The sequence below is a fragment of the Xanthomonas sp. AC360 genome, from assembly GCF_979258225.1.
In genome coordinates this window covers 4,024,335-4,048,867 of the sequence record NZ_OZ409846.1, presented here as the reverse complement: position 1 = coordinate 4,048,867, position 24,533 = coordinate 4,024,335, and the positions used below count along the sequence as shown (strand labels likewise).

18 protein-coding genes, 4 tRNA genes and 1 other RNA gene are annotated in these 24,533 nt (G+C 64.5%); 16 read left to right on the top strand and 7 right to left on the bottom strand.

The window, feature by feature from the left end; all coding sequences use genetic code 11:
- From ACZZ0O_RS17290 to lpxK, 3 genes are read left to right on the top strand one after another with little or no spacing between them, the layout of a single operon-like run.
- On the top strand, positions 1 to 456 hold the full coding sequence (locus tag ACZZ0O_RS17290; RefSeq protein WP_463591376.1) for an ExbD/TolR family protein: 456 nt from the start codon (positions 1 to 3) through the stop codon (positions 454 to 456).
- The gene (gene msbA, locus ACZZ0O_RS17285) at positions 453 to 2,222 is read left to right on the top strand and encodes a lipid A export permease/ATP-binding protein MsbA (RefSeq protein ID WP_115527847.1); all 1,770 of its coding nucleotides are present in this window, start codon (positions 453 to 455) and stop codon (positions 2,220 to 2,222) included. Before ACZZ0O_RS17290 ends, msbA begins: the two co-directional genes overlap by 4 nt.
- The gene (gene lpxK, locus ACZZ0O_RS17280) at positions 2,219 to 3,256 is read left to right on the top strand and encodes a tetraacyldisaccharide 4'-kinase (RefSeq protein ID WP_463591375.1); all 1,038 of its coding nucleotides are present in this window, start codon (positions 2,219 to 2,221) and stop codon (positions 3,254 to 3,256) included. The genes msbA and lpxK overlap by 4 nt, the downstream gene beginning before the upstream one ends.
- A gap of 145 nt (positions 3,257 to 3,401) precedes the next feature.
- Here the strand turns inward: lpxK and ACZZ0O_RS17275 are convergent.
- Positions 3,402 to 3,477, bottom strand: a non-coding RNA gene (locus ACZZ0O_RS17275) — sX9 sRNA.
- A gap of 264 nt (positions 3,478 to 3,741) precedes the next feature.
- Here ACZZ0O_RS17275 and kdsB point away from each other — a divergent pair.
- From kdsB to ACZZ0O_RS17235, 8 genes are all read left to right on the top strand, one after another.
- Positions 3,742 to 4,521: a 3-deoxy-manno-octulosonate cytidylyltransferase gene (kdsB, locus tag ACZZ0O_RS17270; RefSeq protein ID WP_463591374.1), complete on the top strand. Its 780-nt coding sequence runs from the start codon at positions 3,742 to 3,744 to the stop codon at positions 4,519 to 4,521.
- Positions 4,518 to 4,982: a low molecular weight protein-tyrosine-phosphatase gene (locus ACZZ0O_RS17265; RefSeq protein ID WP_463591373.1), complete on the top strand. Its 465-nt coding sequence runs from the start codon at positions 4,518 to 4,520 to the stop codon at positions 4,980 to 4,982. The genes kdsB and ACZZ0O_RS17265 overlap by 4 nt, the downstream gene beginning before the upstream one ends.
- 23 nt (positions 4,983 to 5,005) lie before the next feature.
- Entirely contained in the window at positions 5,006 to 6,424 is a 1,419-nt protein-coding gene (locus ACZZ0O_RS17260) for a hypothetical protein (RefSeq protein WP_055854198.1), read from the top strand.
- On the top strand, positions 6,421 to 8,277 hold the full coding sequence (gene uvrC, locus ACZZ0O_RS17255) for an excinuclease ABC subunit UvrC (protein WP_463591372.1): 1,857 nt from the start codon (positions 6,421 to 6,423) through the stop codon (positions 8,275 to 8,277). The genes ACZZ0O_RS17260 and uvrC overlap by 4 nt, the downstream gene beginning before the upstream one ends.
- The gene (gene pgsA, locus ACZZ0O_RS17250) at positions 8,277 to 8,909 is read left to right on the top strand and encodes a CDP-diacylglycerol--glycerol-3-phosphate 3-phosphatidyltransferase (RefSeq protein WP_055854204.1); all 633 of its coding nucleotides are present in this window, start codon (positions 8,277 to 8,279) and stop codon (positions 8,907 to 8,909) included. Before uvrC ends, pgsA begins: the two co-directional genes overlap by 1 nt.
- A 36-nt stretch (positions 8,910 to 8,945) precedes the next feature.
- Positions 8,946 to 9,021 (top strand) — tRNA-Gly (locus ACZZ0O_RS17245).
- 68 nt (positions 9,022 to 9,089) lie between these two features.
- Positions 9,090 to 9,163, top strand: a tRNA-Cys gene (locus ACZZ0O_RS17240).
- 80 nt (positions 9,164 to 9,243) lie between these two features.
- A tRNA-Gly gene (locus tag ACZZ0O_RS17235) sits at positions 9,244 to 9,319 on the top strand.
- A 657-nt stretch (positions 9,320 to 9,976) separates the two neighbouring features.
- Here the strand turns inward: ACZZ0O_RS17235 and ACZZ0O_RS17230 are convergent.
- Positions 9,977 to 10,060, bottom strand: a tRNA-Leu gene (locus tag ACZZ0O_RS17230).
- A gap of 141 nt (positions 10,061 to 10,201) precedes the next feature.
- On the opposite strand from ACZZ0O_RS17230, the gene ACZZ0O_RS17225 reads away from it, so the two are divergent.
- On the top strand, positions 10,202 to 11,494 hold the full coding sequence (locus ACZZ0O_RS17225) for a nucleotide sugar dehydrogenase (RefSeq protein WP_463591371.1): 1,293 nt from the start codon (positions 10,202 to 10,204) through the stop codon (positions 11,492 to 11,494).
- Here the strand turns inward: ACZZ0O_RS17225 and ACZZ0O_RS17220 are convergent.
- Both ACZZ0O_RS17220 and ACZZ0O_RS17215 read right to left on the bottom strand, forming a co-directional pair.
- Complete coding sequence (locus tag ACZZ0O_RS17220; RefSeq protein ID WP_463591370.1) at positions 11,478 to 12,740, bottom strand: TIGR03862 family flavoprotein; 1,263 nt, start codon at positions 12,738 to 12,740, stop codon at positions 11,478 to 11,480. The genes ACZZ0O_RS17225 and ACZZ0O_RS17220 overlap by 17 nt on opposite strands.
- An 11-nt stretch (positions 12,741 to 12,751) precedes the next feature.
- Positions 12,752 to 13,183, bottom strand: coding sequence for an FKBP-type peptidyl-prolyl cis-trans isomerase (locus tag ACZZ0O_RS17215; protein WP_161963053.1), 432 nt, complete (start codon positions 13,181 to 13,183; stop codon positions 12,752 to 12,754).
- Positions 13,184 to 13,242: 59 nt separating this feature from the next.
- Here ACZZ0O_RS17215 and ACZZ0O_RS17210 point away from each other — a divergent pair, with 59 nt between their 5' ends.
- From ACZZ0O_RS17210 to ACZZ0O_RS17200, 3 genes are all read left to right on the top strand, one after another.
- Positions 13,243 to 13,608: a DUF6164 family protein gene (locus ACZZ0O_RS17210; protein ID WP_463591369.1), complete on the top strand. Its 366-nt coding sequence runs from the start codon at positions 13,243 to 13,245 to the stop codon at positions 13,606 to 13,608.
- 166 nt (positions 13,609 to 13,774) lie between these two features.
- Positions 13,775 to 14,536, top strand: coding sequence for a sulfurtransferase (locus tag ACZZ0O_RS17205; RefSeq protein ID WP_463591368.1), 762 nt, complete (start codon positions 13,775 to 13,777; stop codon positions 14,534 to 14,536).
- 209 nt (positions 14,537 to 14,745) lie between these two features.
- A complete protein-coding gene (locus tag ACZZ0O_RS17200; protein ID WP_104615660.1) occupies positions 14,746 to 15,393 on the top strand; it encodes a response regulator in 648 nt (215 codons plus the stop codon).
- Between the two features lie 766 nt (positions 15,394 to 16,159).
- On the opposite strand, the gene ACZZ0O_RS17195 is transcribed toward ACZZ0O_RS17200, so the two are convergent.
- Positions 16,160 to 19,945 carry an Rne/Rng family ribonuclease gene (locus tag ACZZ0O_RS17195; RefSeq protein WP_463592481.1) on the bottom strand — a complete coding sequence of 1,262 codons (3,786 nt, stop codon included), beginning with the start codon at positions 19,943 to 19,945 and terminating at the stop codon, positions 16,160 to 16,162.
- A 411-nt stretch (positions 19,946 to 20,356) separates the two neighbouring features.
- Between ACZZ0O_RS17195 and ACZZ0O_RS17190 the strand changes: the two genes are divergently transcribed.
- Complete coding sequence (locus ACZZ0O_RS17190; protein WP_463591367.1) at positions 20,357 to 21,343, top strand: RluA family pseudouridine synthase; 987 nt, start codon at positions 20,357 to 20,359, stop codon at positions 21,341 to 21,343.
- 165 nt (positions 21,344 to 21,508) lie between these two features.
- On the opposite strand, the gene ACZZ0O_RS17185 is transcribed toward ACZZ0O_RS17190, so the two are convergent.
- Together ACZZ0O_RS17185 and zupT are read right to left on the bottom strand one after the other, a co-directional pair.
- Positions 21,509 to 23,317: a DUF3300 domain-containing protein gene (locus tag ACZZ0O_RS17185; protein WP_463591366.1), complete on the bottom strand. Its 1,809-nt coding sequence runs from the start codon at positions 23,315 to 23,317 to the stop codon at positions 21,509 to 21,511.
- A 308-nt stretch (positions 23,318 to 23,625) separates the two neighbouring features.
- Positions 23,626 to 24,444: a zinc transporter ZupT gene (gene zupT, locus ACZZ0O_RS17180; RefSeq protein WP_055854232.1), complete on the bottom strand. Its 819-nt coding sequence runs from the start codon at positions 24,442 to 24,444 to the stop codon at positions 23,626 to 23,628.
- Between the last annotated feature and the right edge of the window lie 89 nt (positions 24,445 to 24,533).

Below are 24,533 nucleotides of genomic sequence, written 5' to 3'. Positions count from 1 at the left end.
ATGCGCATCGGCAGCGACCGAAGCCAGGACGAGCCGCAGATCGACCTGGTGCCATTGATTGACGTCATTCTCGTCCTCATCATCTTCTTCGTGGTGACCACGACCTTCGACGCACGCTCGACGCTGCAGCTGCAGCTACCGACCGCCAGTGACCAGAACACCAGTGCGCCGCCGCGTTCGCTCAGCGTGCTGGTCAATGCCGACGGGCATTACTTCATCAACGACCAGGAAGTGTTGCGCTCGGACGTAGACTCGCTGAAGCAGACCATCGCTCAGATCGCCGGCGACGACCGCAAGCAGACGGTGCTGATGCGCGCCGATGCGCGTACCCCGTATCAAGCCGTGGTCACTGCGCAGGATGCGTTGGGACAACTCGGCTTCCGGCGTATCGCCATTGCGACCGCGCCTCAGACCGGCACTGCCGGCAAGACACGCAATAACGGAACCCGCCAGTGACCACCTCCAACGACCGCCCGGCGCCAGTGTCGTCCTGGCGCACGTACCGTCGCCTGTTGGCCTTCGCCAAGCCGTACCGGCTGTTGCTGATCGCTGCGCTGATTGCCGCGTTGGTCGAAGCCGCCGGCACCACCGGCTTTCTGGCGTTGATGAAGCCGATCACCGACGAAACGTTCATCTACAAGAACGCCGACGTCAGCCGTTGGCTGCCGGTGCAGATCATTCTGCTGTTTGTGGTACGTGGCATTGCCGGCTACATCACCGACATGGCGATGGGCAAATCCGCACGCAGCATTGCGCGCGATCTGCGCATCAAGGTGATGGCCAAGTATCTGCGCCTGCCAGGCTCGCGTTTCGATTCCGAACCGGTCCCGTCGATGCTGATCCGCCTGGGCTCGGACTCGGATCAGGTTGCACAGGCTGCGGTGGATGCGGTCAAGGTGATGATCCAGCAGTCGCTGCAGGTGATCGGCGCATTGGCGCTGATGCTGTGGCACAGCTGGCAGGTCACGCTGACCATCCTGGTGCTCGCACCGGTACTGGCGTGGGTGATGGACAAGGTGGCGCGTCGGTATCGACGCATCAGCCACAGCATCCAGGAAAGTGGCGCGCATTTGTTGCAGGCCGCCGACCAGACCTTGTCCAGCCACCAAGAGGTCAAGATTTACGGCGCCCAGCAAACCGAGATGGAGCGGTATGGCGCGCTGGCCGATCGCAATTTGCGGCTGGCGATGAAGGTCGAATCCACTCGCGGCATTTCCACTGCCACCGTGCAGATGATCGGCGCGATCGGGTTGTCGGCGCTGTTGTTCGTGGCCGGTGCCCAGGCTTTGGCCGGGCGTCTGACCGCTGGCGACTTCGTGGTGCTGATGACCTCGATGCTGACGATCATCCCGGGCCTCAAGCAGCTCACCAATGTGCAGAACATGGTGCAGCGTGGCCTGGCCTCGGCCGAGCGGCTGTTCTCGGTGCTCGACAGCCCGGACGAGCCCGATCAGGGCGCGGTGCCGCTGACGCGTGCGAAGGGCTTGATTGAATTTCGCGATGTGACCGCGCGTTATCCGGGGCAGGTGAATCCGGCACTGGCCGAGGTCAGCTTCGTCGCGCAGCCCGGCACGGTGACGGCGATCGTCGGCCGCTCCGGGAGCGGCAAGTCCAGCCTGATCAAACTGATCCCGCGTTTTTACGAGGCCGAGGCCGGGCAGATCCTGCTCGACGGTCACCCGGTGCAGGCGTATTCGTTGGCCGATTTGCGTCGCCAGATCGCGCTGGTCGGCCAGCAGGTCATGCTGTTCGACGGCAGCATCGCCGACAACGTGGCGTATGGCGAAATGCGCACGGCAGATGCCGGCCAACTGGAGCGCGCGATCCTTGGCGCCAATGCGATGGAGTTCGTGGCGCAATTGCCCGAGGGCCTGCAGTCGCATGTCGGCACCAAGGGCGGGCGGCTGTCCGGTGGGCAGCGTCAGCGCCTGGCGATCGCACGCGCGATGCTCAAGGATGCGCCGATCCTGATCCTGGACGAAGCCACTGCGGCGCTGGACAACGAGTCCGAGCGACTGGTGCAGGATGCCTTGCACAAACTGATGCCGGACCGTACCACGCTGGTGATCGCGCACCGGCTGTCCACCATCGAGCATGCCGATCAGGTGCTGGTGATGGACCAGGGCCGCATCGTCGAACGCGGCACGCACAACGAATTGCTGGCGCAGGGCGGGCTGTACTCGCATCTGCACGGCATGCAGTTTCGCGAACGTCAGGCATGAGCAAGCGCGGCACCCGCACGCCGGGGTATTGGTACGACAATGCGCCGATACCGCTACCGGCGCGTCTATTGGCACCCATCTATGGCGCCGCCATCGCGCTGCGGCGCGGCCTGTACCGCCGCGGCTGGCGCAAGCGGCATGGCGTGCCGGTGCCGGTGATCGTGGTCGGCAACGTCACTGCCGGTGGCACCGGCAAGACCCCGCTGACCATCGCGCTGGTGTCCAAGCTGCAAGAGGCCGGATGGACCCCCGGCGTCGCCAGCCGCGGCTATGGCCGCGATGACTCCGGCACTGCCCGGTGGGTCGATGCGGACACGGCAGTCGCACTTGGCGGCGACGAGCCTGTGTTGATCGCCTGGAAAACCGGCGCACGCGTGCGCGTGGATAGCGACCGTGTCGCCGCTGCGCGCGCACTGGTCGAGGCGGGGTGCGACATCATCGTCTGCGATGACGGGTTGCAGCATTACCGGCTGGCACGCGATGTGGAAATCGAAGTGGTCGACGGACAGCGCCGTTATGGCAATGGCCGCCTGCTACCGGCCGGGCCGCTACGCGAACCGGCCGCGCGCGCGCGCGATTGCGACTTCCGCGTGGTTAATCTGGGCCAGGCCAGCGCCACCACAGAGCCACAGACAATGGACGACGCCGGTTTCGGCGAATGGCAGATGCGCCTGAGCATCGAGAGCGTGCAGCCAATGGACGGCAAGCGGGCGCAACCGCTGAGCATGCTGGCCGGCCAGCGCGTGCACGCCGTGGCCGGTATCGCGCACCCGGAGCGTTTCTTCGCCATGTTGCGCGCCCGCGGGATCGGCGTCGTCCCACATGCCTTTCCCGATCATCATGTGTATCGCGCCGCAGATTTCAGTTTCGGTAGCCGCCTGCCAGTGTTGATGACCGAAAAGGATGCGGTGAAGTGCCGGCCGTTCGCCGACGAGTGGCTGTATAGCGTGCCGCTCAAGGCGGAGTTGCCGGCTGCGTTCTGGGTGAGTCTGCTGGATCGGCTGGACAAGTTGGCCAGCCGGCAGGGCGTTTGATCTTGGCGGTGTGTCGTGCGGCGCTCGCTGCGGATGCAAGACCGGTTGCGCGTCGCCCTTGGGGTTCGCCCGATCGCCAATGCCGATTCAGACCGGGCAGCGATTGGCTGTTGAGACACTGCGTAGACAGCGACGCGCCTGGAGCGGCTGACAACACATGGCGAGCAATCGTCAGGTGGGGCGGGCCGTACGCTCAGAACCGCACTGTACGCGTGGGACAAGCCGCACCGGGCACCGGCACGCGCTGGCCTGGCGCTGAGCGCAGGCGTGGTGTTCGCCGCTCCTGTTCCAGCACGAGGGCTGCATCCTTGCGCGGCCGCACCAGCGACAGTGGCTATACGACTGCTGGCGCCATGCTGTGCTAATGCAACCGTAGCTAGCCGTCGCAGCGCGGCAGTTTTCGCCGGCGCTGCTGATGCAAGAGTGCGATACATGCTAGACCGTCCCGCCGTTCCAACACTCCTTGCTGCCGAGAGCGCAACCACATGACCAACACCCTGTCTGCCGATTTCGTCGTCGCCATTCCGGCGCGCTACGCGTCCACACGCCTGCCGGGCAAGCCGCTGCAGTTGATCGGCGATCGTCCGATGATTCAGCACGTGGCCGAGCGGGCGCTATTGGCAGGCGCACGCGAGGTATGGGTCGCGACCGATGACGTACGAATTTCAGACGCGATCGAGGGCGTGCCCGGCGTGCACGTGGCGATGACCGGAAGCGACCATGTCTCCGGCACCGATCGTCTGGCCGAATGCGCGCGCATCGCCGGCTGGAACACCGACACCTGCGTGGTGAATCTGCAAGGCGACGAACCGTTTGCGCCGGCTGCCGGCATTCGCGCGGTCGCCGAGCTGCTGCTGCGCTCCGGCGCGGAGATGGCTACGCTGGCCGCGCAGGTGGAGAGCGCGCACGATCTGTTCGATCCGAATGTGGTCAAGCTGGTGCGCAGCGCGAGCGGGGATGCACTGTATTTCAGCCGTGCGCCGATTCCCTGGCACCGCGACAGCTTCGCCAGTCAGCGCGACCGCTTGCCCGAGGAGGGGCAATGGCTGCGTCATATCGGCATCTACGCCTATCGCGCCGGGTTTCTGCAGCAGTTCGCAGCGATGCCGCCCGGCCTGCTGGAGCGCATCGAATCGCTGGAACAGCTACGCGCGATGGAAGCCGGTCATCGCATCGCCGTTGCGCTGACGCCCGAGCAATTTCCACCGGGCATCGATACGCCGGACGATCTGGCACGTGCACAAGCGCGGGTGGCATCGGCATGAAGGTCTTGATCGTGTGCCTGGGCAATATCTGTCGTTCGCCGATGGGCGAGGGCGCCTTGCGCGCGCGGCTGGAGGAGGCACGCGTGTCGCGCCGCATCGAGGTCGACTCGGCCGGCACCGGCGATTGGCATGCCGGCGATCCGCCCGACCCGCGCGCCATCCGTTGCGCACGCGGACACGGCGTGGATATCTCCGGCCTGCGCGCACGGCAGGTGCGCGACGAGGATTTCGACCACTTCGATTGGCTGCTGTGCGCAGACGGCAACAATCTGCGCGATCTGCAGCGTCTGGCGCCATCCGCGCAACGCGACAAGGTCGCGCTGTGGTTGCCGTGGGCCGGCGTCGACGCGCGCGACGAGATCCCGGACCCGTACACCGGCGGCAGCAAGGATTTCGAGGACGTCTGGCAACTGGTCGATACCGCGGCGCGACAGACGGTCGCCAGACTCACCCGCGGCTAATCGCGCTTGGGCATAATTACCGCATGACTGCCCAGCTCACCCAGGAACTGCCGGAATTTCCCACCTGGCTCAATGCCAGGCCATCCACCTTGCAGGAGCATCGCGGCCGCGCGCTCGTGCTGGCGTTCGTCAACGCCAGCTCGGTGTGGTGCGCCGAGCGTCTTGCCGAGCTTGCGCAATGGCAGGCGCGTAGCCCCGGGCGGTTGCAGGTGATCGTGGTGCAGGTGCCGCGTTTCGATAGCGAACGCCTGCCGCAACGCTCGCTCAAGCAACTGCGCGGGCACGGCGTCAGCGCGCCGATCCTGCTCGACAAGGACTGGGAAACCTGGCGCCGCTTCGGTATCGAATCCTGGCCCACGCTGGTATTGCTGGATGCCTATGGTCGCGAACGCCAGCGCCTGGTGGGTGTCACCGCTGATCTGGACAAGGCGTTGGCCGCATTGTGCGAAGGCCAGCAGCCTCCGTCGGATGCGGACCTGCAAGGCATTGCAGAACGCGACCCCGAACAGCGGCTGGCGCTGCGCTTTCCGACCGGCCTGGCTGCCACCGAAGACCGTCTGTATATCGCCGATACCGGGCACCACCGCGTGCTGGAATGCACGCATGGCGGCCGGGTGCTGCGGCAATTCGGCCACGGCAATGCCGATCTCATCGATGGCGGTACCGGCGAAGCGGCCTTTCGTCGGCCGCAGGGTCTGGCGCTGGAGCGCGATCAGCTGTACGTCGCCGACACCGGCAATCACGCATTGCGTCGCATCAACCTGCGCAGCGGGCAGGTGGACACCTTGTGCGGCACCGGTCGCTCAGGCGAGCCGGTGGAAGGGCCGTTGGCCTTCGCCGGTGCGTCCGCACTGAACTATCCGCAAGGTCTGGCCATTGCCGACAACCAGGTGTTGATCGCCATGGCCGGCGACAACCGCATCTGGAGTTACGACCTGGGACGCGCTGCACTGAGCGCGCGTGCCGGCACCGGGTCCCTTGAAATTCGCGACGGCAGCGGTCATCTGGCGGCCTTCGCGCAACCGGCAGGGTTGGCGGCGGTGCAACAGGTTGCCTACGTGTGCGATGGGTTGGGCTCCTCGATCCGCACCATGCAGCTGCGCGGCGATCTGGTGCAGACCTTGGTAGGCGGGCAGGGCATCTGGCAGTTTGGTGATGAAGATGGCCCCCGCGGCACCGCGCGTCTGCAATTTCCGCAAGCCATCGCACTGGGCGCCGATTCGCCGATGCTGTGGATTGCCGACACCGGTAACGGACGGCTGCGCTGCCTGCGTCTGGGCGGCGGCGAACTCACCACGGTCGAACTACCGCGACGTCTGCACGGCCCGGCCGGGCTGGCTGTCGCCGCCGGCGCAGTCTGGATTGCCGAAACCGATGCCCATGCCGTTCTGCGTTACGACCTTGCAAGCGGCGCACTGAGTGATGTTGCGATAGAAGAATGAGCGCAAGGCCCCAAGCCGACTTCGATGGAAAAGCGTTTGCTGCGCAACTGAGCACCGCGCCCGGCGTTTACCGCATGTATGCGAGCGACGACACCTTGCTGTACGTCGGCAAGGCCGGCGCGTTGCGTAAGCGTGTAGGCAGCTATTTCAACGGCACGCCAAAGAATGCGCGGCTGACCTCGATGCTGTCGCAGGTCGCGCGCATGGACGTCACCGTGACCCGCAGCGAGGCCGAAGCGCTGCTGCTGGAAAACCAGCTGATCAAATCCTTGTCGCCGCGCTACAACGTGTCCTTGCGCGACGACAAGAGTTATCCCTACGTCCTGCTGACGCGCGAAGACTGGCCGCGTATCGCGTTGCACCGCGGTCCGCGTGCGGTGCAGGGGCGTTATTTCGGCCCCTACACCGGCGTAACCGGCGTGCGCGAAACGCTGAGCCTGATGCACAAGCTGTTCAAGCTACGCAGTTGCGAAGACAGCGTGTTTCGCAACCGCTCGCGGCCGTGCCTGCAGTATCAGATCGGCCGTTGCAGCGGCCCGTGCGTGGATCTGGTGGCCGCACCCGATTACGCCGAATCGGTATGCCGCGCCACCATGTTTCTGGAAGGCAAGAGCGATCAGCTCGGCGAAGAGATCATGCAGTCGATGCAGCAAGCCAGCGAAGCGCTCGAATTCGAGCGTGCCGCGCGTCTGCGCGATTTGCTGTCGTCGCTGCGCGGTATGCAGAACCGCCAGTACGTCGACGGCCGCGCCGCCGATCTGGATGTGCTGGCCTGCGCCACCCAGTCCAGTCAGGCCTGCGTGTTGCTGCTGAGCTTCCGCGACGGCCGCAATCTGGGCACGCGCTCGTTCTTTCCCAAGACCAACGGCGAAGACAGCGCGGACGAAATCCTGGCGGCGTTCGTCTCGCAGTACTACGCCGAACATTCGCCGCCGCGCGAGATATTGCTGGATCGCGAAATTCCCGAGGCCGAACTGATCGAGGCCGCGCTCAGCACTGCCGCCGAGCACAAGGTGGCGCTGCGGTGGAACGTGCGCGGCGAGCGTGCCGGCTACCTGCTGCTGGCGACCCGCAACGCGCAGCTGACCCTGGTGACCGAACTCACCAGCCAGAGTGCGCAGCACGCGCGCAGCGAAGCCCTGCGCGAGATGCTGGGGCTGCCGGAGCAGGTCAAGCGCGTGGAATGCTTCGATATCAGTCACACCATGGGCGAAGCCACGGTGGCGTCGTGCGTGGTGTTCGACGCCAGCGGCCCGGTGCGTGGCCAGTATCGCCGCTTCAATATTTCCGGCATCACGCCGGGCGACGATTACGCGGCGATGCGTCAGGCGATTGAACGGCGGTTTCGGCGTGCAGTGGAAGAAAACGGCGTCCTCCCCGATGTGCTGCTGATCGACGGCGGTGCCGGCCAGCTGGCGCAGGCGCAGGCCGCGTTGGCCGACCTTGGCGTGGAGAACGTCGTGCTGGTCGGCGTGGCCAAGGGCGAGGAGCGCAGGGCAGGGCACGAGGCGCTGATCATGGCCGACGGCCGCGAACTGCGACCGGGCGCAGCATCGCCGGCACTGCAATTCATCCAGCAGGTCCGTGACGAAGCGCACCGCTTTGCGATCACCGGCCATCGCGGGCGCCGCCAGAAAGCGCGCATGACCAGCAAGCTCGAGGATATCCCCGGCATCGGCCCACGCCGCCGCGCGAGCCTGCTCAAGCATTTCGGTGGCCTGGTCGGTCTCAAGGCGGCCGGCGAAGCCGAGATTGCGCGGGTGGACGGGGTCAATGCCGCACTTGCTGCGCGAATCTACGCTAACCTGCACGGGCTGGCGCTTCCCGATGCGGCAGGCGAGTCGAGTCCGTAATGAAGTTGACCATCCCCACGTGGCTGACACTGCTGAGGATCCTGATGATCCCGGTGTTGGTCGTGGTGTTCTACCTGCCATACACCTGGACGAACTTCGCTTCCGCCGGTGTGTTCGCGCTGGCCGCCATCACCGACTGGCTGGATGGCTGGGTCGCGCGGCGGTATCACCAGTATTCCGCGTTCGGCGCGTTCCTCGATCCGGTCGCCGACAAGTTGATGGTCGCAGTGGCATTGTTCCTGATCGTGCAGGGACATCCGACGCCGTGGATGGCGTTCTGGGCAGCCGTCATCGTGGGCCGCGAGATCGCAGTCTCCGCATTGCGTGAGTGGATGGCCGAGATCGGCCAGCGCGCCAAGGTGCGTGTGGCGATGATCGGCAAGGTCAAGACCACGGCGCAGATGGTGGCGCTGCTTTGCCTGCTGTATTCGGTCACCCCCGGCCAGATGCCCACGCATGAAATCTGGCTAGGCAATCTGATCTTCCGCGCCGGCTATTGGACATTGGCGATCGCTGCACTGCTGACGTTGTGGTCGGGTTTTCAGTATCTGCAGGCGGCATGGCCAAGTCTGCGCGCGGACGAAAAAGCGGCAATCAGCAACAAGCCGAAAAAAATCGAAAGCAACAGTTGACAGCTATCCTGTTCGCTGTAGAATTTCGCCTCCCAAGCGGGAATAGCTCAGTTGGTAGAGCGCAACCTTGCCAAGGTTGAGGTCGCGAGTTCGAGTCTCGTTTCCCGCTCCAGATTTAGACAAGGCCCCATGTCCGAGGTCTCGTTGTTTCAAGGCAGGATGCCTTGAGTTTGATGTTTCGGCCTGGTGGTAGAGTGGTTATGCAGCGGACTGCAAATCCGCGTACGCCGGTTCAATTCCGGCCCAGGCCTCCACATCGCATGCGTATGTTTCTTATCGGCAGCATTGATGGGGCTAGCGCAACGAAGTGACAAGCTGTACAATTTAGTTTCATGCGGGAATAGCTCAGTTGGTAGAGCGCAACCTTGCCAAGGTTGAGGTCGCGAGTTCGAGTCTCGTTTCCCGCTCCAAATTCAGACCCCGGATATCTCACGATATCCGGGGTTTTTATTTGCCGCATCATCAAGAACGTTCTCGAATGATCAAACTGCCATTCATGTGAATTGGCGGCCAAGAAAATGTCTTCAGGACGGCAGAGCACCTGTGCGTTTGCGTGGTAGGCGCACGCGTATGCGCGGCATGCGGTGTCGGCACGCAGACGATCAGATACACACTTAGGCCCGTGCCAGGCTGAGGCCCGTGCGATCGCTATCTGGCAAGAACGGGTGAATCGAGATGATCGGAGATGTGCCACCGTCTCATTCAGCGGCAACTTCTCGGGAGCTGATCGCCACACAGTCAACGTCTCACGGGCTGCGAATCCCTAGAAGCGCGAAAGCGGCCTGGCCAAGTTCGGAGCGTATACGCCGACTGCTGGCAGCGCGACGCTTGCAAGAGCGTTTGGCGGGCAAGCGCCGCGATGGGAGCAGCGGACACGTTTCAGTGCATGAAGCAGGTCTCACCGCATGCTCGCGCACCCCAAACAACTGTTCGCGGGGCTGCGCTTGCGGAAGGCGACGTTGCTCGGAACAGGCTGACTGCACAACAGCCAGCTCATCGCGGCGTGACAGAGCCTATCGGACGACGACATATCATCGCGTCTGGTAGCAGATTTACTTGTCAGAGTGTGCCCGGGGCGGGGGTCGAACCCGCATAGCCTTGCAGCTGAGGGATTTTAAGTCCCTTGCGTCTACCAATTTCGCCACCCGGGCATTGCGATAGCGTGCCTGATTGCGCGGCGATTGTGAATCTCTAAACGACGATCCTGCCGACGGCCCGAGACATGCCGCGTGCGCTATGCTGCCGCCGCAATACCGCGCGGCAACCGACCGCGCACGATCCCAAGGAACTGCATGTCCGGCAACACGCTTCTCCCCCTGCAGCAGGCACGCATTGCCGTCATCGGGCTCGGCTATGTGGGCTTGCCGTTGGCCGTTGCGTTCGGCGAGCACCGCGACACCCTGGGCTTCGACATCGATACGCAGCGGGTCGCGCAATTGCACGACGGTCACGATGCCACGCTGGAGTTGGACGCCGCCGAGTTGGCCGCGGCAACGCTGTTGCGCTACAGCGCAACCGCCACTGACCTGGCGAGCTGCAGCATCTTCATCGTCACTGTGCCGACCCCGATCGACAGCTTCGAGCAGCCGGATCTGGAGCCGTTGCGCAGCGCCACGGCACTGATCGCCGCCGCGCTCAAGCCCGGCGATCTGGTGATCTACGAATCCACCGTGTATCCGGGCACCACCGAAGAAGTCTGCGTACCGCTGCTCGAAGCTAGCTCCGGTTTGCGCTTCAACCAAGATTTTTTTTGCGGCTATAGCCCCGAGCGCGTCAATCCGGGCGACCGTCAGCGGCGTCTGCGCGATATTCGCAAGATCACCTCCGGCTCGACGCCGCAGGCTGCCGACACAGTCGATGCGCTGTACGCCAGCATCATCACCGCAGGCACCTGGCGCGCGTCGTCGATGCGCGTGGCAGAAGCAGCCAAGGTGGTGGAAAACATCCAGCGCGACGTCAATATCGCGCTGGTCAACGAGCTGGCGCTGATCTTCGACAAACTCGGAATCGACACGCTCGATGTGCTCGAAGCGGCCGGAACCAAATGGAATTTTCTGCCGTTCCGGCCCGGTCTGGTCGGCGGCCACTGCATCGGGGTGGATCCGTATTACCTGATGCACAAATCTGAAAGCGTGGGGTACCACCCGGACCTGATCCACACCGCGCGCCAGGTCAATAACCGTGTCGGCCGGCATGTCGCCGAGCGCGTCTGCGGCATGTTGGCGCTGCGCGGCGTAACGCCGGCACAAGCGCGGGTGTTGGTGCTGGGCGCCACCTTCAAGGAAAACTGCCCGGACTTGCGCAATAGCCGTGCGCTGGAGTTGGTGCAGCTGCTGCAGGCGGCCGGCGTGCACGTCGATACCTGCGACCCGTGGGCAGACCCGGCCGAAGCCCTGCAGCATGGTGGCGTGCAGCTCTGCGAGTCGCCGGACGAGGGGACCTACGATGCCGTCGTGCTGGCAGTCGCGCATGCGCAGTATCGCGACTACGACGTCGAGCGCGTCGCAGCGCTCGGCAAGCCGGGCGCGGTGGTGTACGACGTCAAGTCGGTTTGGCCGCGCGCGGCCGTCAGCGATCGCCTGTAGCGCGCTCGTGCCGGTGTTGCAGCCAGTCGACGGCGCCGAGTGCGGCGCGTCGTCCGCTGGCAAAACATGCGGTCAGCAGATAGCCGCCGGTCGGGGCTTCCCAATCGAGCATTTCGCCGGCACAGAACACGCCCGGTTGTGCGCGCGCCATCAGCTGCGCGTCCAGCGCTTCCAATCGCACGCCACCGGCTGAACTGATTGCCTCGGCCAGCGGACGCGTCCTCAGCAGCCGCAGTGGCAGGTGCTTGAGCGTCCGTGCAACCCGCGCAAGATCGTCGCCGGCCTGTTTGCCCAGGTGCTCGTACAGCAGTGCGGCCTTGACGCCTTCGATGCCGACCTGGCGACGCAAATGCTCGCTGAAACTGCGCCCTTTGCGCGGCAGAGCCAACTCGGCGCTTACCCGCTCCAACGTCCGCCCGGGCACGAGATCCAGGCCGAGCTCGGCCTCGCCATGTGCATCGATCTGGTTGCGCAACTCTGCGGCGATTGCGTAGATCAAACTGCCTTCGATTCCGCTTTCGGTCGCAACGCATTCGCCCTGCAATGCGTGCTGCACGCCGGCGCCATCGCGCCAGTGCGCGACGACCGGCTTGAGCGGCGCGCCTGCATACCGTTGCACAAAGTGCGCGCTCCAGTCGATATCGAAACCGCAGTTGGCGGGCACCAGCGGCGAAACGGTGATGCCGCGCTGCTGCAGCGTTGCCTGCCATCGCCCATCCGAGCCAAGCTGCGGCCAACTGCCGCCGCCCAGTGCCAGCACCACCGCATCGGTATGACATGCAATGTCGCCTGCTGCCGTTGCGAACTGCAGCGCGCCGTCGTCGCTCCATCCCAACCAGCGATGTTGCACATGGAAGTTGACGCCCTGGTCCTTGAGTCGGCGCACCCAGCCACGCAGCAGCGGCGCAGCTTTGCGATCGATCGGGAACACGCGCCCCGAGCTGCCGATATAGGTTTCCACACCCAGATCGCGCGCCCAGGTACGCAAGGCGTCCGCATCGAAGTCCTGCAGCCACGATGCCACTTCCTGCGTGCGCTCGCGGTAGCGCTGCGCAAACAGCGGCATCGGGTCGGAGTGGGTGAGATTCAGCCCGCCCTTGCCGGCAATCAGAAACTTGCGTCCTACCGAACCCTTGGCTTCGTAGAGATCGACCGCGATCCCGGCAGCGCACGCGACTTCTGCCGCCATCAGTCCCGCAGGCCCGCCGCCAATGACCGCCAGCCGCGGTTTGTGTGCGTCCATCATTGCTCAGGCACTCAGCGCGGCTGTACGCCGAGCAGCTCCACATCGAACACCAGCGATGCGCCCGGCGGTATCACACCGCCCGCGCCGTTGTCGCCGTAACCGTACTCAGGCGGAATCATCAAGCTGCGCTTCCCGCCCACGCGCATGCCGGCAACGCCCTCGTCCCAACCGCGGATCACTTGGCGACCGCCCAGCACGAACTGGAACGGTTCTGCGCGATCGAGCGAGCTATCGAATTTCTTGCCATGCTTGTCGGCAGCTTTTTCGTCGTACAGCCAGCCGGTGTAGTGCACGGTGACCATCACGCCCGGAGTGGCTTCCGCGCCAGTGCCGACAGTGCGGTCGATCCGCTCGAAGCTGGCGATAGTGCCACCGGACGGCGGCAAGGCAGGTGCACAGCTGGCGAGCAACAAGGCGGCACAGAGCGTCAACAGAAGGCGCATTGGGTGGTCCATGAAGGAAGGGCGCCATTATCGCACCTGGCTCCCGTTATCATCGCCCCATGGCCAAGCTGCTGCTCAATCTGCGCAATGTTCCCGACGACGAGGCCGATGAGGTGCGGGCATTGCTGCGCGAACACCTTGTGCAGATCTACGAGACCCGGCCCAGCAACTGGGGCATTTCCGCTGGCGGTCTCTGGCTCAGCGACGATGCCGAGTACCCGCGCGCCAAGGCGATACTGGATGCGTATCAAGCCCAGCGTGGGGCGCTTGCGCGCGCGCAACGCCAGGAAGCCATTGCTGCGGGCACCGCAGAAACGTTTGGCGCATTGCTGCGCAAGCGCCCTGTCTTCGTGATTGTCACACTGCTGGGGATGCTGATCGTCGCATCGTTGGTGTTGCTGCCATTTCTGATGCTGCGCGGCTGACGGCACTCAGCGCCGTGACCGGCGATGGTGGTGGGAGCGGGGCATATCCGACTCCCCGCTGTCCGGGCGCGCATTGAGTCCGCGCGGTCTGCGCTCGCTGCCTGCAGGGCGATGGATCGTTCGACAAGCGCTCGCTACCCGGGATCGGGCACCCTAAAATACCCGGATGATCACCAATACCGCGGCGTATCAATTCGTCACCGTCCAGGACCCGCAGCAGCTGGCAGACAGCGTGCTGCTACACGCCGAGCAGCAACTGCTGAAGGGCTCTGTGCTGGTGGCCGAAGAGGGCATCAATCTGTTTCTGGCGGGCGACGCCGAGCGGATTGGTGCGTTTTATCGCTGGCTGCAGGCCGACCCACGGTTTGCGCAGATGCGCATCAAGTACAGCCAGAGCACGCAGCAGCCATTTGCGCGGCTCAAGGTCAGGGTCAAGCCGGAGATCATCAGCTTTCGTCGTGACGATGCATCGCCGCTGCAAGGCCGTGCGCCGACGGTGACGCCTGCTGTGCTGCGCGAGTGGATGCGCAACGGACGAGATGACCGGGGTCGCCCGTTGGTACTGTTGGATACGCGCAATGCGCAGGAAGTGGCCTATGGCACGTTCCAGGGCGCGCTGACCTTGCCGATCGACAAGTTCACCGAGTTGCCCGCAGCACTCGCGTCGCATCGTGCCGCATTGGCCGATGCGACGGTGGTGAGCTTCTGCACCGGCGGCATCCGTTGCGAGAAGGCTGCGCTATGGATGCAGGCCGACGGCATGGACAACGTGCTGCAGCTGGAGGGCGGAATTCTTGGCTATTTCGAAGAAGTCGGTGGCGAAGGCTATGACGGCCGCTGTTTTGTGTTCGATGAGCGCGTCGCACTCGATCCCGCATTGCGCCCGCTGGTGGACGATGCGCGGACCACAGAACCGGGAAAAGTCTGACCGGACGCGGCTGTATTGCCCGATGCAGCCGGTCCTGCGGGCGCTTGCATCATGCGAACACATTGCAATGGCACACCAGGCACGTGTGGTTACACGCAAAAGAGCGCACTTTTCGCTCTAACTTGAATGTAATACGTCGCATCGTGCTTGCCCTGAATTATTCACGGAGCTAGGCTGCACCAGCCAGCCGCACAGCGAGGACAACAAGGATGACCATCAGAGTTTTTCTGATCGACGATCATGCACTCGTGCGTACCGGCATGAAGATGATCCTGTCCAAGGAAGTGGACGTCGATGTCGTGGGTGAGGCAGAGAGCGGCGAAGCGGCATTGCCGCAGATTCGTCAGCTCAAGCCGGATATCGTGCTGTGCGATCTGCATTTGCCCGGTGTCAGTGGCCTGGAAATCACCGAGCGCATCGTCAAGGGCGATTACGGCACACGTGTGATCATCGTCTCGGTGCTGGAAGATGGCCCGTTGCCGAAGCGTCTGCTCGAAGCGGGCGCGTCCGGCTATGTGGGTAAGGGCGGGGACGCGCATGAGTTGTTGCGCGCGGTACGCGAGGTTGCCTTGGGGCGGCGTTATCTGGGCAACACGATTGCGCAGAATCTTGCGCTGTCCAATCTGGAGGGTGGCAGCTCGCCATTCGACGCCTTGTCGCCGCGCGAGCTGGAAGTCGCCTTGTTGCTGACGCAAGGTCTGCGGCAGGAAGACATCGCCAAGCGGCTGAATCTCAGCGCCAAGACCATCAATACGCACAAGGCGCGCTTGTTCGAAAAAGTCGGTATCCAGGACAACATCGCTCTCGCACGCCTGGCGAATCAATACGGCCTGACCGATCCTGCTCGCACGATGTAGCGCTTTTCACCATCAGCAGTCGCCTCTGCGCGTTGGCTGAGCGTAGTTGAGTGATTCGGTGGACCTGAGTGCCTATGCGCCTGTTCGCTGTTTATGCATGGCAGTGAATGTGACTAACTAGCCGTAGCGGGCAATCGTCAGGTAAGTGAATCCGCCCCCCGACTGGGCGGATAGCGTGAGAACGGTGAGCGCCGCCTCACTGCCGGCCAGTGTGACGATCCTGTGGCCGGCGTAGGCGAATGGAACTAACTGGACCGACTGCTCTACTGCAGCCAGCCGAACTGCGCGGTTGCAAGCGTCGCTTGATCGACATGCGGCGCACCGACCTGTTCGCCGCGCAGTGCAAGTCCGATGCTGACCACGGACCGCGCTTGTCTGGCTGCTGCCCAGGTGTTGTATTGACGCTCCATGTGCAGTCGTCATTTGCTTTGCCGGTTACCAGATTTCTTGATCGCGTTGATGCGAGGCAGCGTTAAAACCGCTGGATAAAGCCGAGGCCGTTCCCGTTGGGCCCGGTCTTTCTCCACTTTATCAGGGGGCAGACTGGTCAAGTCCGCAGAGCGACGGGACAACACGTCCTTGCGAGCACCAGGCAGTCGACGCTGCGTTGAACATTTGCGTGAGCCGGGAATGCATCCAGTTCGACGCGTTGCATCGGTGTTGTCGTGGCGAATTGCGCACAAAAACAAAGCGGCCCGAAGGCCGCCGTGTTTGACGTAGATCTGGCCCGAGCAATTCGGGCCAGATCGACCAGGCGTTGCAACGATCAGTGATCGTCGCGCGGCTTGTTGGTGTCGTCTTCCTGTACCGACCCAGTGCCGGCGTCAGCTGAAGGCGCTGCATGCTTGGCGGCTTCGGAGACGACCAAGGTCGGCTTCGGCTTGTCGGCCGCCTGTTCCTGCACCTGTACAGCTGCCTGCGGTGCTGTTGGCGTCGACTGCACTGGCGCCTTGTGCGGCACCGACGTTGCAGCCGCCGACGACGCAGGTGTTGCGTCGGCCTTGGGAGCCAGCGCGTCCAGCATGGTCGTCTGCACCGGGGCATACGGCTTGCGCACCGGAGCTGCCTGCGCATCGTCCGATGCTGCGGCGGCCTGCGGGACCGTAGCGGTGGATGTCACAGCGACATCGACCGAGGGCTTGACCGCATTGGTCGGCTCGGCATGCGGCGCCTCGGCTGTGACCACGGCGGCCTGTGCCGCAGATGTTGCCGTTGCTGCAGGCGTCTGTTGCTCGGTAACAGGCGTTGCTGGTGCCGACTTCACGGGCTCGGATTGCACCGCACGCGTGACGGACTCCGATTGCACCGCAGGCGTTGCAGCGACCGCTGGAACAGCACGTGCCTGCACATCGGCCGACGGTGCCGCAGCCGCAGTGTCGGCCGATGCGTTGGGCACAGGCTTGGCCGGCGTGACCACCGTCGCTTCGACCACCGACGCGGTTGGGGCAGAGGGCTCGACAGGCTTGGTAACCGCAACCGGTGCAGCGTGGGCTGCCTCAGCGTTGGGCGTTGCAGTTGCAGGTATCGCAGCCGCTGCCGTATGGGCGGCAGCGGTCGATGCAGCCGCAGCCGGAGCGTCACCCGAGGTCGCGTCAGCAACCTGAGCATGCTGGACGACCGGGGCAGGTGCCGAAGCCGCAGCCGCAGCTGTCGGAGCAACCGGGGACGGTGCAATTGCCGGAGTCGCAACGGTCGGCTGTGCCGCCGGCGCAGCCGCCACTGTCGCTCCATCACGTGCTCGGTCCGCTGCATCGGCAACCGGTGCCGATGCCTGCTGTGCGAACGACGATGCAGCGTTCGAGACCGGCGCGGTGGTCGACGTCATGTCGCTGTCCGATTGCGTTTCCGCACGTTCTTTCGGAACCGGACGCGGTTTCGGCGCTGCCGCTGCAGTGGTCTCGGGCCTGGTACGGGCAGCCGGGGCCGGTGCGTCATCGTCGAAGTCGAACTCCGGCTGGCCTGCACGCGGAGCGGCGGAAGCCGAGTTCTGCGTACCGGCTTCGTCGCCCTCGTTGTCACCATCGAGATCGCCGTCTGAATCACCGTCCAGATCGTCCGTTTCCAGACCATCGGCGTTGCTGCCGCCTTCACCATTTGCACCGGCGCCACGACGACGACGACGACCGCCACGACGGCCGCGACGACGACGGCTTCCACCTTCGCCATTGGCCGCATCGTCGCCCGATGCGTCCTGGGTCTGGCCATCCGCACTCGCGTCGACGCCGTGATCGGCGGTGGATTCGCTCACCACAACGTCGACCGGGTGGGCCTGATTGGCTTCGTTCGCGGTAGTTTGCGTGTTGGCAGGTGCAGCGGTGTCGGCAATGGCCGCAACGACAGTCGAGGTGGTTGCCGTTGCTGCGGTCGATGTAAGCGTCTGTGCCGAAGCTGTGCCTTCCTCATCCTGACGCGCCGGGCGCGGCTGCCGCTCGGACGGCACGCCGTCCTGCTGTGCAGGTGCACGTGGCGGACGCGGCGTCTGGTTCTGCTGCTTGGGCTTCTGCTGCTGTGGTTGTTGCTGCTGTTGCTTCGGTGCCTGCGCTTCGTTGCGCGGCGGCTTGGGTGCCTGCACCTGCTGCTGGGCCTGGGCGCCAGCTTGTGCGGCCTGGCCGTTCTGGCCATTGGCCGGCTGCCGGCGCTCGTCGCGACGGTCCTTGTTAGCACCGTTGCCGTTGCCGTTGCCGCGCTGCTGATTGCCACCGTTGCCGTTGCGGGCATCGCGACCGTCGCGACGTTGACCGCCACGCTCGCCGCGCTCGTTTCGGTTATTGCGGCCTGCATCGTTCTGGCGCGGACGCTGGTTCGACTCGGCTGCAGGAGCAACCGGCTCGACACCACCGAAGATGCGCTTCAGCCAGCCAACCACACCGGTGACTGGTGCCGGAATCGGCACGGTCACGACCGGGGCCGGCGCGGGAGTCGGTGCGGCCGGGGCAGGGGCCTCTTCACGCACCGGAGCCGGCTGGCTCGGCTTGATCGAGGTCACCGCAGGTGCTGCCGGAATGTTCAGCTGTGCCTTGGTCAGCGCATGCACCGGCAACTTGCGCGGGGTGCCGCGCTGGTAGCTGGGCTTGCCGCTGTCTTCGCCGAGCTCGTTTTCGCGCAGGCGGGTGACTTCGTAGTGCGGCGTGCGCAACTGCTCGTCGGCGACGATGATGATCGGCGAATCATGGCGCTGCTCGATCTCACGCAGCGCGCTGCGCTTCTCGTTGAGCAGGTAATTGGCGATCTCCACCGGGGCCTGGACCAGCACCTGTCCGGTGTTTTCCTTCATGGCGTGTTCTTCGGCCACGCGGATGATCGACAACGACAGCGATTCCACGCTACGCATGCGGCCATGGCCATCGCATAGCGGGCAGACGATCTGACTGGACTCGCCCAGGCTCGGACGCAGGCGCTGACGGCTCATTTCCATCAGGCCGAAGCGCGAGATGCGGCCCAGCTGCACGCGCGCACGGTCGTACTTGAGCGCGTTCTGCAGCTTGTTTTCGACTTCGCGCTGGTGCTTGGTCGACGCCATGTCGATGAAGTCGATCACCACCAGGCCGCCGAGGTCGCGCAGGCGCAGCTGGCGTGCGACTTCTTCGGCCGCTTCCAGGTTGGTCTGGAACGCGGTCTCTTCGATATCGCTGCCCTTGGTGGCGCGCGAGGAGTTCACGTCGACGGCGGTGAGCGCTTCGGTCTGGTCGACCACGATCGAGCCGCCCGACGGCAGCCGCACGTTGCGCTCGTAGGCGCCTTCGATCTGCGATTCGATCTGGAAGCGGTTGAACAGCGGAATGTCGTCGGTGTAGTGCTTGAGCTTGCGCAGGCTCTGCGGCATCACCTGCTTCATGAATTCCTGGGCGTCGGCATACAGCTCCGGCGTATCGACCAGGATTTCGCCGACGTCGGCGCGCAGGTAGTCGCGCAGTGCGCGGATGATCAGGCGCGATTCCTGGTAGATCAGGAACGCGGCCGGCTTGCTCAGCGCAGCCTCGGCGATCGCCTTCCAGGTCTGCAGCAGGTAATCCAGATCCCATTGCAGTTCTTCGGCGTCACGGCCGACACCGGCGGTGCGGATGATCACGCCCATGTCGTCGGGGATATCGAGCTTGTCCAGCGCTTCCTTCAGCGCGGCACGGTCTTCGCCTTCGATCCGACGCGACACGCCACCGGCGCTCGGCGAATTGGGCATCAGCACCATGTAGCGGCCGGCCAGCGAAATGAACGTGGTCAGGGCGGCGCCCTTGTTGCCACGCTCTTCCTTGTCGACCTGCACCACGATTTCCTGGCCTTCACGCAACAGCTCGCGAATGGTCGACTTGTTGTGGTCGACGCCGGCCTGGAAATAATCGCGGGAGATTTCCTTCAACGGCAGGAAGCCATGGCGCTCAGCGCCATAGTCCACGAACGCCGCCTCCAGAGAGGGCTCAAGCCGGGTGATACGGCCCTTGTAGATGTTGGACTTCTTTTGTTCCTTGGACGGCTGTTCGATGTCGATGTCGTACAGGGTCTGGCCGTCCACAATCGCCACGCGCAGTTCTTCTGCCTGCGTTGCGTTGATCAGCATTCGCTTCATTGTTGCGTTCCTCACGCGCTCTACCGCGCGGAACGCCGTGACGTTTCGCCTCTGGAACAGCTTGTCGGCCCTTCGCGCAACGCGCGGACAGGCCTGACCAGGGTTTCCAGCGCTGCAACACCACGGCAGGCCGCGGGAGCGCTTGTCTTTAAGTTTTATAGGTGTTTCAGGGCCGGCAGCCGCGTCCGGACGGACCGGGGCAGCGCACGGGACATGTTCAGCGCAACGGTCAAAAACCGCCGGCGATGGCCGGGTAGGCCGGTGAGCCGCTAACATGGCCGCCCCTGGGGCGGTGGTCGCGCACTGTGCCGGAATCATCGGAAGTCAGGCTTCTGGCCTATCAACTTCCAACGAAATCAAACCCTTATCTCGCTCGCCGAGTGTAACAGAATAAAGAGCCGGATGACCGACCCCCAGCCCCCCAAGCCGCCCACCGACCGTGTGGGCGTGCGTATTCTCAAAGTTCCGGAAGACCGCGCTGGGCAGCGGCTGGATAATTTTCTGCTCGGCCAGCTCAAGGGTGCGCCGCGCAGCCTGATCTACAAGCTGGTCCGCAGTGGCCAGGTGCGGGTGAATGGCGGGCGTGCCAAGGCCGAGCGCAAGCTCGAAGGCGGCGAAGAAGTGCGCATTCCACCGGTGCGCGTCAACGAGGAGGGCGAAAAGGCAGCGCCGCCGTCTTCGTTTATGGCGCGGCTGGAGGCGGCGATCGTGTTCGAGGACGCGCGTCTGCTGGCGCTCAACAAGCCGACCGGCGTCGCCAGCCATGGCGGTAGCGGCATCAGCTTTGGCGCGATCGAGACCTTGCGCGCGCTCCGCCCGAACCAGACCCTGGAACTGGTGCACCGGCTCGATCGCGATACATCCGGCCTATTGATCGTGGCCAAGAAGCGCTCGGCGCTGACCGAATTGCAGGCGCTGATGCGTGAGGACGATCGCGTCGAAGGGCGCGGCATCACCAAGCGCTACCTGACCTTGCTGGTGGGGCGGATGCCGGACGGCGTCATGACCGTCGACGCACCGTTGCATATCGGCCTGCGTCAGGGCGGCGAGCGCCATGTGCAGGTCAATGCGATCGGCAAGCCGTCGCTGAGCCACTTCAAGCTGCTGGAACGGCGCGGCGGGCACTCGTATTGCGAAGTGCGCATCGAAACCGGCCGCACCCACCAGATCCGCGTGCATGCCCAGCACCTGGGCCACCCGGTCGCCGGCGACGATAAATATGGCGAGGCCGAGGTCAACAAGCGCCTGCGCGACCAGCTGGGTCTGAAGCGGCTATTCCTGCATGCGGCCTCGCTGGAGTTCGCCTTGGATGCGGGCAAGACTCCTTACGTGCTGAGCGCTCCACTGGCTCCGGAGCTGGCCGAGGCGCTGGATCGGCTGGGGCGCTGACGCAGTCATTTCAGGCTGCGCGCGCCTCTCATTTCGCTTACCTGGCACGTGATGCCCGTCGTTCAACAGGACATCGGCGGTGCTGCTGCTGTTTCGGCTTGGTGAGCCGCTCCAGGGCAGCGGCCGCCACAGCCGGCCACTAAGCCGAAGCTCTGTCAGCCACGCTTAGCTGTCGTGATGGTGGTTGCGATGCTGCGGTGCCTGTGCACGAGCGGGCGGACGTTGCGCATGCATTTCTGCCGGGTGGGCAGGAGTAGGGCGCGGAGGTGCGAAGGAAACCATGCGCTGCGGGTGCGGTTGCGGCTGGGCCTGGGCGATCGGCCGCGGCTCCTGGCGCGGCGACAGTGACTGCGCACGTTCTATCCGTTGCGGTGGCGCCAAGGCAGCTTGCTGAGGTGACGCAGTCCGCTGCTGCTCGTGCATCTGTGGAAACTGGAATTGCGCCGCTGTTGGCGCACGATGATTGACATCGTGTGGGTCGCGGTTGGCAAGCGCAGCGTGCGCAGTGAGTGCTGGAGGTGTTTGACGGGGCTGCTCGAACGCCGGCACGCGGGCCGCTGTGCTCGCCTGATGCGGCGGCTGCAATTGCGCCATGCGCTGTTGTGCAACCGGTGGCGCTGACATGCGGACCGCCGGACGCGCGCCAGAGGCGAGCATCGGTGCGGGGATATTCGGTACGCGTAACGTTGTCTGCGCCTGCGACGGCATATTTGCCGGCATCGTCGCTGCAGCACGCGTTGCCACCGGGCGGCCAGGCTGCAGCATCTGCCGGTCAAAATGCGGCGCTGACAAGTGCGCATAGTCGGGCGGACGTGGAGTGTTGGCGGGCGAGGGTGCTATGCGATTGGGGCGCTGCAGGGTTCTGAGCGACTGCGCATCTGCTGCCGCGGCGATCGGCAAGGCCGCGCGGTTGACCGGCAGCCCTGTCGGCGTCAGTCCGGGAACCGGCGTAGATGCCGCAGTGCTGTTGGGGCCATACCGCTGGTTCTGCCGCACGTAAGAGCGCGCGTCGATATAAGTGCTGCGGTTGTTGATGATGGTGGTGCGCGGCGCATAGACGTGGTTTTGGTACACCACGTAATGCGGTGCGGCAGGCGGTGCGTTCCAGTCCACGCCCCAGCTGTTCCAGCCCCAGTGGTGCCACGCCGGTGCCGGTGCGGCCCAGCCGAACCAGCCGTGGTGGTGTTCCAGCGCGCTGCCGACCAACACACCGACGCCAAACGACACCACTCCGGTGGTTACCACATCGCCCTGGTCGTACCAGCGCACCGGGTGATAGCGATAGTCGCGATAGACATCGACCGGCGTGCCGTAGACCACGCCCGGGTCGTAGCGCGGCACATAGACCACCTCTGGCTGCGCGGGTTCGATGGTGATGACTTGCGACGGCGACGGAATACGTTCGCCATCCAGGATCGGCGTGACCACCACATGACGCGTCACCTGGACCTGCTGTTGCGGCGTGCTGCGCAGGTGGCCGCTGGCTTGAGCGCGCTGGCGCATGATCTGCACCGCGTTGAGGACATCGTTGGGGTCATGCGCGTACGCATCGCCGAGCGCACGGGTCCAATCGAGATTGCCGGCCAGCTGGTCCACCACATCGGGGAAGGCGGTCAATGCCTTGATGCTGGGATCCCACGGCTGCGACACCGTGGCCTGCGCGCGGTCGGTGGCGGCCAAGTTGCGATTGCTGTGCAGCCAGTCCTGCGCGGTGAGCACCTGATCCGGGTAGACCGAGGCCGCCAGGGTCTGGGCCAACAGCTTGTCCGGAAAAAGGGCGATGGGAGCGACCAACCGATACAGCTGATCGGCCGTCGGCGGCGTGTAGGCCGGGGCTGTGGAGGCGGGTTGTTCGACTGCAGCCGCTGCGGTTGCCGCAGGTACGGTGCGTTGGCAGCCGACCAGTGCCAAGGCGCCGCTGGATGCGATTGCCAGCGCCAAGCCAATGCGCCCCTGTGACCATGTGCGTTGCATACGGCACCTCGCTGTGTGCGCGTTGATGACGCGCGTACGATGCGCCGCATTCGATGTCTGGAAGCTTGCTGACGTGGTGCCGGTAATGGCTGGGCACGGCAGCGTTCAGGAGGACTGCGCGTTGACGAATCGCAGCGCCGCAGAGCGTGCGCAAGACCACCTTTGCGTCACAACGTCAGGGCAGTATTTGGTGGCACGCGCGCACGTTGCCTAGCAGCGGCGTCAGCCCGGACCATGCTTGCATGCGGAAAGCCTCAGCCCTCACAACAAGCAACGCCGGTTTTTGCTCGCGACCGGCGCGCCACGCCTCACGGCGCCGCGAAGCGGAACAACACCAGACTGATCGCCAGCGTGGCCATACCCGATACCAAGCCGTAGACCGTTTCGTGGCCTTGTGCGTAGCGTTTTGCCGCCGGCAACAGTTCGTCCAGCGCCAGGAACACCATCACCCCGGAGATCAGCCCGAACACCGTGCCGAATACCGCTTCGGACAACACGTTGGACAGCGCCAGGTAGCCGATGCCGGCGCCGATCGGTTCGGCCAGTCCGCTCAGCAGGCTGGCGCCGAAAGCATAGAACTTGTTGCGCGTGGCGAAGTACACCGGCACCGCGATCGCGATGCCTTCGGGAATATTGTGGATGGCGATGGCGAATGCCAACGGCATGCCCACTGCCGGGCTTTCCAGCGTGGCGAAAAACGTCGCCAGCCCTTCCGGAAAGTTATGCGCGGTGATCGCGATGGCGGTCATCAGGCCGACACGACGAATGTAGGCGCGGTTGTCGTCGCGAAATTGCGGGTCGTCGGTGGACAGGCTCTGGTGCGGGTTGGGCACCAGGCGGTCGATCACCATGATCAGCAGCATGCCGCCCAGAAAGGTCAGCGTGCCGAAGGTAAAGCCCAGCTTGTCGTTGTAGGCGTTGGAAAATGCAGCGATCGACTTGTTGAGGATCTCCGACAACGACACGTACACCATCGCGCCACCGGCAAATGCCAACCCGAACGCCAGCAGGCGCGGATTGGGCTTTTTGGCGAACACCACCATGAGGCTGCCGAGGCCGGTGGCAAGTCCCGCGGCCAAGGTGACCGCCAGCGCGGTCCAGACGTTCTGTGATGACACCTCAAGCATGCGACGCGACGACCTCGTGGAGTGGGAAGCGATCTGGTGTGGTCAGCGCAATCACGCGACCACTGGCGGCAGCAGGATGGTCGGGCATG

Bases quoted from the DNA above. Each gene is read 5' to 3' on its own strand.
- ACZZ0O_RS17215 (WP_161963053.1), bottom strand. From the start codon at position 13,183: ATGCGCCTTCTGTTGACGCTCTGTGCCGCCTTGTTGCTCGCCAGCTGT.
- kdsB (WP_463591374.1), top strand. From the start codon at position 3,742: ATGACCAACACCCTGTCTGCCGATTTCGTCGTCGCCATTCCGGCGCGC.
- ACZZ0O_RS17220 (WP_463591370.1), bottom strand. From the start codon at position 12,740: ATGATGGACGCACACAAACCGCGGCTGGCGGTCATTGGCGGCGGGCCT.
- ACZZ0O_RS17265 (WP_463591373.1), top strand. From the start codon at position 4,518: ATGAAGGTCTTGATCGTGTGCCTGGGCAATATCTGTCGTTCGCCGATG.
- ACZZ0O_RS17210 (WP_463591369.1), top strand. From the start codon at position 13,243: ATGGCCAAGCTGCTGCTCAATCTGCGCAATGTTCCCGACGACGAGGCC.
- ACZZ0O_RS17195 (WP_463592481.1), bottom strand. From the start codon at position 19,945: ATGCTGATCAACGCAACGCAGGCAGAAGAACTGCGCGTGGCGATTGTG.
- pgsA (WP_055854204.1), top strand. From the start codon at position 8,277: ATGAAGTTGACCATCCCCACGTGGCTGACACTGCTGAGGATCCTGATG.
- ACZZ0O_RS17185 (WP_463591366.1), bottom strand. From the start codon at position 23,317: ATGCAACGCACATGGTCACAGGGGCGCATTGGCTTGGCGCTGGCAATC.
- ACZZ0O_RS17200 (WP_104615660.1), top strand. From the start codon at position 14,746: ATGACCATCAGAGTTTTTCTGATCGACGATCATGCACTCGTGCGTACC.
- ACZZ0O_RS17205 (WP_463591368.1), top strand. From the start codon at position 13,775: ATGATCACCAATACCGCGGCGTATCAATTCGTCACCGTCCAGGACCCG.
- ACZZ0O_RS17290 (WP_463591376.1), top strand. From the start codon at position 1: ATGCGCATCGGCAGCGACCGAAGCCAGGACGAGCCGCAGATCGACCTG.
- ACZZ0O_RS17260 (WP_055854198.1), top strand. From the start codon at position 5,006: ATGACTGCCCAGCTCACCCAGGAACTGCCGGAATTTCCCACCTGGCTC.
- lpxK (WP_463591375.1), top strand. From the start codon at position 2,219: ATGAGCAAGCGCGGCACCCGCACGCCGGGGTATTGGTACGACAATGCG.
- ACZZ0O_RS17225 (WP_463591371.1), top strand. From the start codon at position 10,202: ATGTCCGGCAACACGCTTCTCCCCCTGCAGCAGGCACGCATTGCCGTC.
- ACZZ0O_RS17190 (WP_463591367.1), top strand. From the start codon at position 20,357: ATGACCGACCCCCAGCCCCCCAAGCCGCCCACCGACCGTGTGGGCGTG.
- uvrC (WP_463591372.1), top strand. From the start codon at position 6,421: ATGAGCGCAAGGCCCCAAGCCGACTTCGATGGAAAAGCGTTTGCTGCG.
- zupT (WP_055854232.1), bottom strand. From the start codon at position 24,444: ATGCTTGAGGTGTCATCACAGAACGTCTGGACCGCGCTGGCGGTCACC.